Below are 12,803 nucleotides of genomic sequence, written 5' to 3'. Positions count from 1 at the left end.
GCGCCCCATTACGCTGTGCCGCACCGAGCACTCCGGGAGGGCAGCATGGAGCCCAACACTCTGCTCGACGCCGTTCTCGACGAAGCCGGCATCTCCCACGCCGGGTTGGCCGCACACGTCAACGAGGCGGGCCGCGCCCGGGGCCTGCACCTTCGCTACGAGCACACCGCCGTGACCCGTTGGCTCAAGGGCCAGCGTCCGCGCGGCCAGGTGCCCGACCTGATTTGCGAAGTCCTCGGCGAGCGGCTGCACCGTTCGCTCACCCACGACGACATAGGCCTCGGCACTCCCGGTGCCGGCCACGCCGCGAGCACGCCGCTCTGCGGTTTCGTCGAGCGGGCGACCGCCCTCTGGCGGTCCGACGAGCAGCAACGTCCGCATGTCGTGGGCGCACCCGCACTCACCGGGACGCCGGCGGTCATTCCGGTGTGGGAGTGGGAGAACCCACCGGAGGACGCCGATGTCTCCCGGCACGGGCAGACCCACGTCAGCATGGCCGACATCGAGATGCTGCGGGCCGCCCGCGCCCACTACGAGCAGATGTACCGCAAGACGGGCGGCATCGCGACCAGGGCCCGCATCGTACGGTTCCTCAACTCCGAGACGGCGCCGCTGCTGCGCGGGAGCTACACCGACGAGACCGGCCGCCAGCTCCATCGCGCGACCGGCGGGCTGGTGGCCGTCGCGGGCATCTGCGCGTACGACTCGGACGCCCACGGCCTGGCGCAGCGCTACTTCCACCAGGCGCTGCGGCTCGCCAAGGCCAGCGGTGACCGCGGCCTGGGCGGCTATGTCATCGCGCTGCTGGTCAACCAGTCGCTCTTCATGCGCGAGTACCGGCAGGCCGTGGCCTTCGCCGAGTCGGCGCTCCGGGCCGCGGGCCCGCACATCACTCCGGCCCTCGCCGCCGACCTCTACGCGATGCAGGCCAAGGCGTACGCGAGGCTGGGCGACGGGACGAGCGCCCTGTCCTGCATCCGACGGGCGGAGGTCTCCGCGGAACGCATCCGGCGCGGCCAGGAGCCCGCGGAGACCGGTTACGTACAGCCGGGTCTGGTCAACGTGCAGGTGGCCGAGGCGCTGCTGAGCCTCGGTGACCTGGGCGGGGCACGTGAGCACGCGACGGCCGCCGTCGGCACCCCCGCCCACGACCGGGGCCGGGTGCACCGGCTGGCCATGCTCACCCACATCGAACTGCGCCAGGGAGACGCCGACCAGGCCGTGGTCACCGCGATGGAGATGACCGAAACGGCCCGCGGGATGGAGTCACAGCGGTTGCGGGACCGGCTCCGAGCCGTACGGGACCACCTGGTCGCCAGCAGGTGCGCGGCGACGGCCGACGCCGCCGAACTGATCGACGGAGCGCTGCGCGTTCCGCTGTGAGCTCATTCGAACCCTCTCCTGTCGGGACGTTGCCGAGGTGCCATCTACACGGCGGAGGCTGGCGGACGCGTGCGGTGGAAAAATCTCAAGGAGCGGACCGTGTACGAGAACCGCTGGTTCCGGGTCAATCTCGCCGACGTCGAGCTCCCCGACGGCCGACACCTCGACCACTTCGTGATCCGGCTGCGGCCCGTCGCAGCGGCCACTGCTGTCAACGAGGCGAACGAAGTCCTCCTGCTGTGGCGGCACCGCTTCATCACCGACGCCTGGGGCTGGGAGCTCGCGGCAGGGGTCGTCGAGGAGGGCGAGGACATCGCGGCGGCCGCGGCCCGTGAGATGGAGGAGGAGACGGGCTGGCGCCCCGGCCCGCTGCGCCATCTGCTGTCGGTCGAGCCGTCCAACGGGCTCACCGATGCCCGGCATCACATCTACTGGGCCGACGAAGCGGGCTACGTCGGTCACCCCGAGGACGACTTCGAGTCCGACCGGCGCGCATGGGTCCCGCTCAAGCTGATCCCCGACATGGTGGCGCGCGGTGAGGTTCCCGCCGCGAACATGGCCGCGGCGCTGCTCCTCCTGCACCACATCCGGCTCGGCTAGGCCCGACCGGCGACGGGCGTATGCGCGGACGTTGGGGCGCGCACCCCGTGTGAATCGCGGACCCGAACCGTCCGGCCGCACACGCTGCCGCCCCGCCCCGTACCGCGGTTGAATCGTCACCGCGAGTGAGAAGGGAGCCACCTCGGGAACCGGGCCGCCAGCGCTCTTCCCCCGGCCCGGCGGCCCACCGCCCCGTTCGCACGACCATGGCGAACGGGGCGGCGTCTGTGAACGGCCCGGTGAGCGCGGCGGAAAAGCGGGGAGTACGCCTGCCCGGGACTACTCGTACGGATAGAAGCCCGACCCCGTCTTGCGGCCGAGCCGGCCGGCTTCGACCATCCGCTGCAACAGCGGGGGAGCGGCGTACAGCGGCTCCTTGAACTCCTCGTACATCGATTCGGCCACGGAGGCCACGGTGTCCAGACCGATCAGGTCCGACAGCTTCAGTGGTCCCATGGGGTGGGCGCAGCCCAGCTCCATCCCGTTGTCGATGTCCTCACGGCTGGCGATGCCCGACTCGAACATCCGGATCGCCGAGAGCAGATACGGGATGAGGAGGGCGTTGACGACGAAGCCCGAGCGGTCCTGGGCGCGGATCGCGTGCTTGCCGAGCACATCGGCGACGAGCTTCTCGGCGCGCCTGATCGTCTCGTCACCCGTGGTCAGCGCCGGGATCAGCTCGACGAGCCGCTGGACGGGGGCCGGGTTGAAGAAGTGGATGCCGATGACCTGGTCGGGGCGGGAGGTGGCGACGGCCAGCTTGACCAGCGGAATGGAGGAGGTGTTGGAGGCGAGTATCGCGTCCCGCCGGGCGACCACCTGGTCAAGGACCTGGAAGATCTCGGTCTTGACCTGCTCGTTCTCGACGACGGCCTCGATGACCAGATCGCGGTCGGAGAACTCTCCGAGGTCGGTGGTGAAGCTCAGCTGCTCCAGCGTGGCGTCCCGCTCCTCCTTGGTGATCTTTCCGCGGGCCGCCGCCCTGTCGAGCGAGGTGGTCAGACGGGTCCGGCCGATCTCCAGGGCTTCGCCGGTGGTCTCCGCGACCAGGACCTCCAGGCCGGAACGGGCGCACACCTCCGCGATTCCCGCGCCCATCTGGCCGCAGCCCACCACTCCGACGCGTGCCACGTCGGCCTTCGTGTCCGTCACATCGTGCCTTTCGCTGGTCTTCTTCGGCCGTCGGGCGGGCGAACGGTCCCCGCCGTTCGGCGTCGGGAACCGGGCACGCCTGCCCTGACGCCCCAGACGTTACTCCGCGCCCCGGGGTGCCGATCGAGGCGGGGGCGGGCATTTACTGGCCGTAGGGCCAGGGGCCGACAGGGGGCGACATATGTGGCACATCACACGAAGATCCTTCGCGGCCGGGACGGCGGGAGCGCTGTCCGGACTGCTGACGGCAGGAGACACGATGGCCTATGACCCGGGCGGCGAGCTGGGTGTCATCCGGCGCCCGCGACGGGAGTTCCGCGGCATGTGGCTGGCGACCGTCGCCAACCGGGACTGGCCCTCCCGGCCGGGGCTTCCCGCGGCACAGCAGCAGGAGGAGCTGATCGGCTTCCTCGACACGGCGGTCCGGCGGCGGCTCAACGTCGTGATCTTTCAGGTGAGGCCGACGGCCGACGCGCTGTGGCCTTCGCCGTACGAGCCCTGGGCCGAGTACCTGACCGGTGAGCAGGGCGGAGATCCGGGCTGGGACCCGCTCGGCTTCGCGGTGCGCGAGGCCCACCGGCGCGGCCTGGAGTTGCACGCCTGGTTCAACCCGTACCGGATAGCCAACCACGCCGACCCCTCGCGGCTGGTCCCCGCCCACCCCGCGCGGCTGCACCCGGAGTGGGTCGTCCCCTACGGCGGCAGGCTGTACTACAACCCGGGGCTGCCGGAGGTCCGGCGGTTCGTCCAGGACGCGATGCTCCACGCCGCGCAGGGCTACGCCATCGACGCCGTGCACTGGGACGACTACTTCTACCCCTATCCGCGACCGGGAGAGGTCTTCGACGACGACGCGGCCTGGGAGCGGTACGGCACGGGCTTCCCGGACCGGGCCGCATGGCGGCGCGACAACACCGACCGTCTGGTGCGCGAAACGGCCGACCGGATCAAGAGGATCAAGCCCCGGCTGCGCTTCGGGATCAGCCCCTTCGCCGTCTGGCGGAACCGTGCCACCGACCCCGAGGGCTCCGAGACCCGGGCCGGTGTGCAGACCTACGACGACCTGTACGCGGACACCCGCGGCTGGGTGCGCAAGTGCTGGATCGACTACGTCGTCCCGCAGGTCTACTGGCACATCGGATTCGAGGCGGCGGACTACGCCAAGCTCGTGCCCTGGTGGTCACGCGTCGTCGACGGTACCGGGGTGGATCTCTTCATCGGCGAGGCGCTCTACAAGGCGGGTGACCCGGCGCAGCCCGACCCCTGGCAGGACCCGGCCGAGCTGTCCCGCCATCTCACGTTCGACAAGAACTGGCTGCAGGTGCGCGGCAACGTCTTCTTCTCGGGAAGGGAAGTGGCCGACGACCCGATCGGGGCGATGGCCCGAGTAGTCGCCGACCACTATCCGACGCCGGTGCGCCCGCCGCGCTGAGGTCGTCGTGTCCTACTTGCCCGGGATCTTTTCGCCCGGGTGCCGAACGACGGAGTCGGGGCCGGGGGACACCACAGCCTCATGGCCGTCGTCCTCGAAGCGCACCTTGTACGGCGGCTCGCCATGGTCCCCCATGACCTTGATGATCTTGGCCTTGCGATCGTGCTGTCCGACGGTCCTGCCGTGCACGAGCAGCGTGTCGCCTTCTTTGGCTTCCATCTGCGGTGACCTCCCGCTCGGGGGTACTGCGCCTCTCACCAGAGTGCGGCGCTCCGTGCGGTCAAGTCTATGGCCCGAGCCGCCCGGTGCGCCCGTGCGCGCGGCCGTTCAGGGGCGCACCCGCCGGGTGACGGGGCCCGTCGCCTCCGGGTCAGCCGGTGAGCCTGCGCAGCAGGGGGCGCAGGGCCTCGGCCAGCTCGGCCGGGTGCGTGAAGTAGGGCGCGTGCTTGCCCGGCAGCTCGACGAGTTCCGTGTGCATCTGGGCGGCGAGCCACTGCGACTCTTCGTATCCGTGGTGGTAAGGCGCCGTGGGCTCGCGGTTCTCGGCGCCGGCCGCGACGATGCATGGGACCTGCACACCGGCGAGTTCTTCCGGTGCGGGCAGGTACTCGATGAAGGCTTCGAGTTCCCTGCCGAAGAAGACCTCCCCGTTGGACAGCAGGCGGCTCCGCACCTCCGGGTCGACGGCGGCGAGGCCCTCCGCGCCCCAGGCCCAGTAGAGGAGGGCCTCCATCGCACCTGGCAGCCCGCCCTTGGCCAGGCCCCCCTCGAACACGGCCCTCAACTGCCTGCCCACCGCATCGGGGTCGGAGCTCTCGGAGATGAACGGCGGCTCGTGGATGATCGCTCCGCGCACCACGTCGGGGTGGCGCAGCACGAGGTTGGTGAGGATGACCCCTCCGCCGCTCGCGCCGAGCACCACGGCCGGAGCGAGATCGAGCCCGCGCAGCAACCCCGCGGCGTCGTCGGCCTGCTCGCCGACGGACGTCGAGATCCACTTCTCGGGGCGCGGGCTGCGCGAGTTGCCCCGACGGTCGTACGACACCATCGTGAACTCGTCCGCGAGCGCTTCCGCCGACCGGGTCCAGTGACCGGCGTCGCCGGTGACCCCGGAGATGCACAGCACCGGGGGCCCGTGCCCACGCCGCTCGTAGTACAGCGTGGCGCCGCCGACGTCGATGGTGCTCATCACGGCCGCCTTCCCAGTTCGGCTCCGGCATCGCAGGGGCATCACCTCCCACCATGCTCGCGGTGGACGAGACCCGATGGCACGCGGAGTGCGGAGATCCCGGAGCCGCGTCCGCGACGGAGGCCAGTGGGGGTCCCGGTCAGCGCGGCAGGCCGCGCAATTGCTCGGCGAGGGCGGCGATCCGGGCCTTCCACACCTTCAGTGCCCTGGAGCGCTCGGCGGCGAGCTCATTCGGCCCGGTCTGGGTGAGGACGAGCCGGGCGCCGTGGCCCGTGCCGCTGGATAGCTCCCAGCGGACCCGGCCCGCCGCGCGCCCACGGGACTGCCACTCGTACTCCAGCAGCGCCGGTGCCTTGACGGACGTGACCGTTCCGGATGCCACCTCGTCGCTGGTGAAGGCCTGCGGCACGGGTCCGCCGACCTGGGGACCGCGAGGGGGCGTCTGGCCACCCAGCACCGCCCACACCGTCTCGACGGGCCGGGTCAGCTGGCGCTCGAAACGGACCAGCCACCCGTCCGCGGTCTCCGACACGGTTCCGCTGTCCAGGCCGAACCTCTCGACGTACGCGTCGTGCATCTCGGCGACGGGATAGCCGGCCTCGACGGGCCGGTCGTCGACCACCGCCTCCAGCGCATCGAGGCATACCTGCCAGCCGCTGGCGTAGCTGGCCGCGCCGTAGCGGTCGTCGAAGACGTGCGTGAAGACCAGCAGGCAGCCCGCATCCAGGGGCTGCAACTCGAATCGCACGAGATCGTCGCTCTCGCGGCTGGTCCCCGCCGGGGCATTGGTGCTGAAGGCGAAGCGCCGCTGAGGCTCGAGCTCGGTGACGACGGCCTCCAGGGTCGAGCCCTGCCCGTCGTCGAAACGGATCTTCCCGCCGAGGCGCAGGTCCAGCTCGGTGACGGTGAACGGATACCACCGGCTGAGGTGCTCCGGCTCGGTGACGGCCCGCCAGACCTTCTTGGGCGGGTGGGCGAGCCGCCGCTCGATGCGCAGGACGGGGCGGCCTTCCACCGTGGTCAGTTTCGCCTTGCTCATGACTCGTCCTTCCGGTTGCTGCCGGGTGCGTCAGGCAGGGCGTCGAGGTGCCGTTCGAGGGCGTCGAGCCGCTCCTCCCACAGCCGTCGGTACGGGGCGAGCCAGGCGTCCACCTCCGCCAGAGGTTCGGGGCGGAGCTCGTACCACCGGCGCTGGGCGTCCCGGCGGACCCGGACCAGACCGGCCTCGCGCAGCACGCGCAAGTGCTTGGAGGTGCCGGGCTGGCTCAGCCCCAGGTGGTCGGTGAGTTCGCCGACCAGGCGGGGCCGCTCCAGCAGCAGATCCAGAATCCGCCGCCGGGTCGGCTCGGCGAGCACGTCGAAGGGTATGGACACAGGAATGAATATATCTGGACGGCTATATAGCTGCCAAGGCATACATGCCAGGGGCGCTGTCATCCGTGCAGGGGCGACGAGTCAGCGAGGATGAGAGACATGAGCAAGACGACGGTCGTCAATCTCCATGGCCACCGAGACGATCCCGACTTCGCGGACGTCGTCTACGTCGGCCGTCCCATGCATCGCGGCGGATGGGCCCTCGACGGGTCCCCGCTCGCCAGCCCCTTCCGGCCCGGCCCGGACGGCACCCGGGAAGCGGTGGTGGAGAAGTACCGGGCCTGGCTCCTGGGCCGTCCCGACCTTCTCGCCCTGTTGCCGGGGCTGCGCGGTCGTCGGCTCGGCTGCTGGTGTGTGCCCGAGCCCTGCCACGCCCAGGTCATCGCGGAGCTGGCCGACTCCCTCGACGACGAGTGACGGCGCGCGGCCCTGGCGTCCTCGCGTCGGTGGCCTGCTCTCGCCCCGCGGTCAGATCCAGCCGGGCAGTACGGGCAGAGGGGCGGTCGAGGTGAGCCCCTCGCCTGCCGACCGGCCGGTGAGCCAGGCGAGCACGGCGGCGCGCGGACCGCTCACGGTCGGGCCGCCGGTGCCGAACCGGTGGATCACCTCGCCGTTCTCGTCGCGCAGGACGAAGTGAGGGGTTTCGTCCGCCGGTGCGAGATACCCGGTGACGTCGTCCAGGACGATCCCGAGCGCGGGCTGCGGGATGTCGGAGAATCCGTAGCCGATGTCCAGGTCGGTGTGGTGGACCTCCAGCTCGCGCAGCCGGATCACCAGAATCCGTTCAGGGGTGCAGACTTCACCGGTGAAGGGCTGGATGGTGGCCCTCCAGGCGGGGCCCGGGAGGCTCTCGATGGTTCGCTGGAAGCGCGCGGCGGTCTCGGCGATGTCGGCGACCAGTTCGGCGGCAGGCCGGCACGCCCCCGCCTCGATCTCCGCATCCCGCGCCGCCCGGTCGGCGTACTGCGGGTTCTCCACTCCCGTACGGGCCCACTCCAGCAGCCGCTCCAGCGCCGGTGCCTGGCGCGCGAGATGGCTGAGCACGTGCCCCTTTGTCCAGCCGGGCAGCCGGGACGGCGCGGACACGTCGGCGTCGGTCAGTTTCTCGAGCCCGGTCAGCAGCCGGGCCGCGGCGGCGGCGATCTCCGCGAAGGACTCATGCGATGCGGATATGTGTTTCACCGGGTCTCCCTGGTAGGCCGGGCAGTCCTCGATCCGACGGATCAACATTCTGTTGAATGCCTCGCGTGATCTTGCCGTGGCTTGTCGGGCTCCGCAAGCGATGGACGGCAGCGGCGTGCCCGTTCTGTGGCGTCGCGCCCGAGCCGCCTGTCACCCATAGGAGTGATTGCATAAAGCTGTGGCATTCCGTATAGTCATGCCATCGAGGAGGAGGGTTTCACGATGGCGATACGGGCGGCAGTGGCCGGAGCGAGCGGCTATGCGGGCGGGGAACTGCTGCGCCTGCTGCTCGGGCACCCCGGGGTCGAGATCGGCGCACTGACCGCCAACTCCAATGCCGGCCAGCGGTTGGGCGCACTCCAGCCCCACCTGTTTCCGCTCGCCGACCGTGAGCTCGAGCCGACCACCACGGAAGCGCTGGCGGGCCACGACGTGGTCTTCCTCGCACTGCCGCACGGGCAGTCCGCCGCTGCCGCCCAGGAGCTGGGCGAGACCGTCCTGGTCGTCGACTGCGGCGCCGATTTCCGGCTGAAGGACGCGGGCGACTGGGAGAAGTTCTACGGGTCCCCGCACGCGGGCAGCTGGCCGTACGGCCTGCCCGAGCTGCCCGGTGCCCGCACCGCGCTGCGGGGGACCAAGCGCATCGCGGTCCCCGGCTGCTATCCGACCGCGGTCTCCCTTGCGCTCTTCCCGGCGTACGTGGCCGGGCTCGCCGAACCGGAGGCCGTGATCGTCGCCGCCTCGGGTACGTCGGGCGCGGGCAAGACGCCCAAGCCACATCTGCTGGGCAGCGAGGTCATGGGCTCCATGAGCCCGTACGGTGTCGGCGGCGGACACCGCCACACCCCCGAGATGGTGCAGAACCTCTCGGCGGCGGCAGGCGAGCCCGTCACCGTCTCCTTCACCCCGACCCTCGCGCCGATGCCTCGCGGCATCCTCGCCACGTGCACCGTGAAGGCCAAGCCGGGGACCGCGGCGGACGGGGTGCGCGAGGCGTACGAGAAGGCATTCGCCGCCGAGCCGTTCACGCATCTGCTGCCGGAGGGCCGGTGGCCGTCCACGGCCGCCGTCTGCGGCTCCAACGCCGCGCACCTGCAGGTCGCGTACGACGAGGCGGCGGGCCGCATCGTCGCGATCAGCGCCATCGACAACCTCACGAAGGGCACCGCGGGCGGCGCGGTGCAGAGCATGAACATCGCCCTCGGACTTCCTGAGGACACCGGCCTTTCCACGATCGGAGTCGCGCCTTGAGTGTCACAGCGGCAAAGGGCTTCACGGCCTCCGGCATCGCAGCGGGCATCAAAGAGAGCGGAAACCCCGATCTCGCGCTCGTCGTCAACAACGGACCGCGCCGCGGCGCCGCGGGCGTCTTCACCTCCAACCGGGTCAAGGCCGCCCCCGTCCTGTGGTCCGAACAGGTCCTGCGGGGCGGCCAGGTCGCCGCCGTGGTCCTCAACTCCGGTGGCGCCAACGCCTGCACCGGACCGCTCGGCTTCCAGGACACCCACGCCACGGCGGAGAAGGTCGCCGACGCGCTCGGCGAGAGCGCGGCCGAGGTCGCCGTGGCCTCGACCGGCCTGATCGGCATCCGCCTCCCGATGGACAAGCTGCTGCCGGGAGTCGAGAAGGCGGCCTCCGAACTGTCCGCACACGGCGGTGAGAAGGCCGCCATCGCCATCAAGACCACCGACTCCGTGCACAAGACGGCCGTCGTCGAGGGCGAGGGCTGGACCGTGGGCGGCATGGCCAAGGGCGCGGGAATGCTCGCCCCGGGACTGGCCACCATGCTGGTCGTCCTCACCACCGATGCCGACGTCGACTCCCCGGACCTGGACAAGGCGCTGCGCGCCGCGACCCGTACCACCTTCGACCGGATCGACTCCGACGGCTGCATGTCCACCAACGACAGCGTGTTGCTGCTCGCCTCCGGCGCCTCCGCCGTCACCCCCGCGTACGAGGAGTTCGCCGAGGCGGTCCGCGCGGTCTGCGACGACCTCGCCCGCCAGCTGATCGGTGACGCGGAGGGTGCCTCCAAGGACATCCGCATCGAGGTCGTGGGCGCCGCGAGCGAGGACGACGCCGTCGAGGTCGGCCGCTCCATCGCCCGCAACAACCTCCTCAAGTGCGCCCTCCACGGCGAGGACCCCAACTGGGGCCGGGTGCTCTCCGCGATCGGCACCACCTCCGCCCCCTTCGAGCCGGACCGCCTCAATGTGGCCATCAACGACGTCTGGGTCTGCCGGAACGGCTCCGTCGGTGAGGACCGGGACCTGGTCGACATGCGCTACCGCGAGGTCCGGATCACCGCCGACCTGGCCGCGGGCAGCGACTCCGCGGTCATCTGGACCAACGACCTCACCGCCGACTACGTCCACGAGAACAGTGCCTACTCCTCATGAGTACTCGTAAGCACACCGCCCTGCCCAAGGCACAGACCCTCATCGAGGCGCTGCCCTGGCTCACGCGCCACCACGGCAAGACCGTGGTCATCAAATTCGGCGGCAACGCCATGATCGACGAGGAGTTGAAGGCCGCCTTCGCCCAGGACGTGGTCTTCCTGCGGCACGCCGGCCTCAAGCCCGTCGTCGTGCACGGCGGCGGCCCGCAGATCAGCGCCCACCTCGACAAGCTGGGCCTGGTCTCGGAGTTCAAGGCCGGGTTGCGCGTCACCACGCCCGAGGCGATGGACGTCGTACGGATGGTGCTCGCCGGGCAGGTGCAGCGCGAGCTCGTCGGCCTGCTCAACCAGCACGGCCCGCTCGCCGTCGGCATGACCGGCGAGGACGCGCACACCATGACCGCCACCAAGCGCTACGCCGAGATCGACGGCGAGACCGTGGACATCGGCCGGGTCGGCGAGATCACCGAGGTCGACGCGGGCGCCATCCAGGCACTGCTGGACGATGGCCGGATCCCCGTCGTCTCCTCCATCGCCCGCAGCGCGGACGACGGCCACGTCTACAACATCAACGCGGACACCGCGGCCGCCGCGCTCGCCGCCGCGCTCGGCGCGGAGACGCTCATGGTCCTCACCGACGTCGAGGGTCTCTACGAGGACTGGCCGAACAGCGACGACGTGATCAGCCGGCTCACCGCCAAGGAGCTGGAGAAACTGCTGCCCGAGCTCGCCAGCGGCATGGTCCCCAAGATGGAGGGCTGCCTGCACGCCGTGCGCAACGGGGTCAACACCGCTCGCGTCATCGACGGACGTGTGCAGCACTCGATCCTGCTGGAGATCTTCACCGACGAGGGCATCGGCACGATGGTCGTGCCCGACCCACCGGCACAGGGGGAAGCGTGACCAATCAGGAGCTGACGCGGCGCTGGCAGGACGCTCTGATGGACAACTACGGCACCCCACGGCTGCCGCTGGTCCGCGGCGAGGGCTCCACCGTCTGGGACGCCGACGGAACGGCGTACACCGACTTCGTCGGCGGTATCGCCGTCAACGCCCTCGGCCACGCCCACCCTGCCGTCGTCCAGGCCGTGTCCGACCAGATCGCGACCCTCGGACATGTCTCCAATCTCTTCGTCGCCGAGCCGCCGGTCGTCCTCGCCGAGCGGCTCCTCCAGCTCTGCGGCCGACCGGGCAGGGTCTACTTCTCCAACTCCGGGGCGGAGGCGGTCGAGGCGGCCTTCAAGATCGGGCGGCGGACGGGTCGTACGCACATGGTCGCCACCCTGGGCGGCTTCCACGGCCGCACCATGGGAGCGCTCGCCCTCACCGGCCAGCCGGGCAAACAGGACCCCTTCCTGCCGTTGCCCGGCGACGTCACGCACGTGCCGTACGGCGACGCCGAGGCGTTGCGTGCCGCCGTCACCTCCGACACCGCGCTGCTGATCGTCGAGCCGATCCAGGGCGAGAACGGGGTGGTCGTGCCGCCCAAGGGCTATCTGGCTCAGGCCCGCGAGATCACCCGGGCCACCGGCACCCTGCTCGTCCTGGACGAGATCCAGACCGGGATCGGCCGCACGGGTCACTGGTTCGAATACCAGGCCCAGGGCGTCGAGCCCGATGTCGTCACCCTCGCCAAGGGCCTCGGCGGCGGACTGCCGATCGGCGCCACCCTCGCCTTCGGTGACGCCGCGGATCTGCTGACACTCGGTCAGCACGGTTCCACCTTCGGCGGCAATCCGGTCGCCTGCGCCGCTGCCCTCGCCGTCCTCGACACCATGCGGTCCGACGGAATCCTGGACCGGGTGAAGCGGACGGGGGAGCGGCTGCGCTCGGCCATCGAGGCGCTCGGACACCCGCTCGTCGGCCGGGTACGCGGCGCCGGGCTGCTGCTGGGTATCGTGCTCACCGAGTCCGCTGCACCACATGTGCAGCGGGCGGCTCAGGAAGCCGGATTCCTGGTGAACGCTGTCACGCCCGACGTGGTGCGGCTCGCCCCGCCGCTGATCGTCGGCGACGACGAGGTGGATGCGTTCCTCCGGGAGCTCCCGGCCGTCCTCGACGCCGCTCACGGGGAACGACGATCCGGAGAATGA

Annotated in this window: 14 protein-coding genes; 8 read left to right on the top strand and 6 right to left on the bottom strand. The window is 70.8% G+C overall.

Translation table 11 applies throughout. The annotated features are described in order from the left end of the window. Positions 1-45: 45 nt before the first annotated feature. The gene (locus tag ACTWQI_RS04600) at positions 46-1,383 is read left to right on the top strand and encodes a transcriptional regulator (protein ID WP_443267666.1); all 1,338 of its coding nucleotides are present in this window, start codon (positions 46-48) and stop codon (positions 1,381-1,383) included. Positions 1,384-1,452: 69 nt separating this feature from the next. Next, positions 1,453-1,983 (top strand): NUDIX domain-containing protein, encoded by a 531-nt coding sequence (locus tag ACTWQI_RS04595; protein WP_443267663.1) that lies wholly within the window; start codon positions 1,453-1,455, stop codon positions 1,981-1,983. Between the two features lie 279 nt (positions 1,984-2,262). On the opposite strand, the gene ACTWQI_RS04590 is transcribed toward ACTWQI_RS04595, so the two are convergent. Beyond that, positions 2,263-3,135: a 3-hydroxybutyryl-CoA dehydrogenase gene (locus ACTWQI_RS04590; protein WP_443267661.1), complete on the bottom strand. Its 873-nt coding sequence runs from the start codon at positions 3,133-3,135 to the stop codon at positions 2,263-2,265. Between the two features lie 181 nt (positions 3,136-3,316). Between ACTWQI_RS04590 and ACTWQI_RS04585 the strand changes: the two genes are divergently transcribed. After that, a complete protein-coding gene (locus ACTWQI_RS04585) occupies positions 3,317-4,567 on the top strand; it encodes a glycoside hydrolase family 10 protein (RefSeq protein WP_443267660.1) in 1,251 nt (416 codons plus the stop codon). Positions 4,568-4,579: 12 nt separating this feature from the next. On the opposite strand, the gene ACTWQI_RS04580 is transcribed toward ACTWQI_RS04585, so the two are convergent. The 4 genes from ACTWQI_RS04580 to ACTWQI_RS04565 form a co-directional block, all read right to left on the bottom strand. Then, entirely contained in the window at positions 4,580-4,786 is a 207-nt protein-coding gene (locus ACTWQI_RS04580) for a DUF1918 domain-containing protein (RefSeq protein WP_443267659.1), read from the bottom strand. 151 nt (positions 4,787-4,937) lie between these two features. After that, on the bottom strand, positions 4,938-5,756 hold the full coding sequence (locus ACTWQI_RS04575; protein WP_443267657.1) for an alpha/beta fold hydrolase: 819 nt from the start codon (positions 5,754-5,756) through the stop codon (positions 4,938-4,940). Between the two features lie 139 nt (positions 5,757-5,895). Continuing rightward, entirely contained in the window at positions 5,896-6,795 is a 900-nt protein-coding gene (locus ACTWQI_RS04570) for an SRPBCC family protein (protein WP_443267655.1), read from the bottom strand. Next, positions 6,792-7,130 (bottom strand): ArsR/SmtB family transcription factor, encoded by a 339-nt coding sequence (locus ACTWQI_RS04565; protein WP_443267653.1) that lies wholly within the window; start codon positions 7,128-7,130, stop codon positions 6,792-6,794. The genes ACTWQI_RS04570 and ACTWQI_RS04565 overlap by 4 nt, the downstream gene beginning before the upstream one ends. A gap of 99 nt (positions 7,131-7,229) precedes the next feature. Between ACTWQI_RS04565 and ACTWQI_RS04560 the strand changes: the two genes are divergently transcribed. Continuing rightward, positions 7,230-7,547: a DUF4326 domain-containing protein gene (locus ACTWQI_RS04560; RefSeq protein WP_443267651.1), complete on the top strand. Its 318-nt coding sequence runs from the start codon at positions 7,230-7,232 to the stop codon at positions 7,545-7,547. A gap of 51 nt (positions 7,548-7,598) precedes the next feature. Here ACTWQI_RS04560 and ACTWQI_RS04555 read toward each other — a convergent pair whose 3' ends face one another. Further along, entirely contained in the window at positions 7,599-8,312 is a 714-nt protein-coding gene (locus ACTWQI_RS04555; protein ID WP_443267650.1) for a maleylpyruvate isomerase family mycothiol-dependent enzyme, read from the bottom strand. 222 nt (positions 8,313-8,534) lie between these two features. Between ACTWQI_RS04555 and argC the strand changes: the two genes are divergently transcribed. Genes argC through ACTWQI_RS04535 form a run of 4 tightly spaced genes read left to right on the top strand, consistent with a single transcriptional unit; the run spans position 8,535 to position 12,803 of the window. Further along, a complete protein-coding gene (argC, locus tag ACTWQI_RS04550) occupies positions 8,535-9,563 on the top strand; it encodes an N-acetyl-gamma-glutamyl-phosphate reductase (protein WP_443267648.1) in 1,029 nt (342 codons plus the stop codon). Then, positions 9,560-10,711, top strand: coding sequence for a bifunctional glutamate N-acetyltransferase/amino-acid acetyltransferase ArgJ (argJ, locus tag ACTWQI_RS04545; RefSeq protein ID WP_443267646.1), 1,152 nt, complete (start codon positions 9,560-9,562; stop codon positions 10,709-10,711). Before argC ends, argJ begins: the two co-directional genes overlap by 4 nt. Beyond that, positions 10,708-11,613, top strand: a complete 906-nt coding sequence (argB, locus tag ACTWQI_RS04540) for an acetylglutamate kinase (protein WP_443267644.1) — start codon at positions 10,708-10,710, stop codon at positions 11,611-11,613. Before argJ ends, argB begins: the two co-directional genes overlap by 4 nt. Beyond that, positions 11,610-12,803 (top strand): acetylornithine transaminase, encoded by a 1,194-nt coding sequence (locus tag ACTWQI_RS04535; protein WP_443267642.1) that lies wholly within the window; start codon positions 11,610-11,612, stop codon positions 12,801-12,803. Before argB ends, ACTWQI_RS04535 begins: the two co-directional genes overlap by 4 nt.

The sequence above is a fragment of the Streptomyces sp. KR80 genome (genome assembly GCF_052245555.1).
GTDB lineage: Bacteria > Actinomycetota > Actinomycetes > Streptomycetales > Streptomycetaceae > Streptomyces.
The sequence above is the reverse complement of the archived record's forward strand: the minus strand, read 5'-3'. Positions and strand labels throughout refer to the sequence as shown.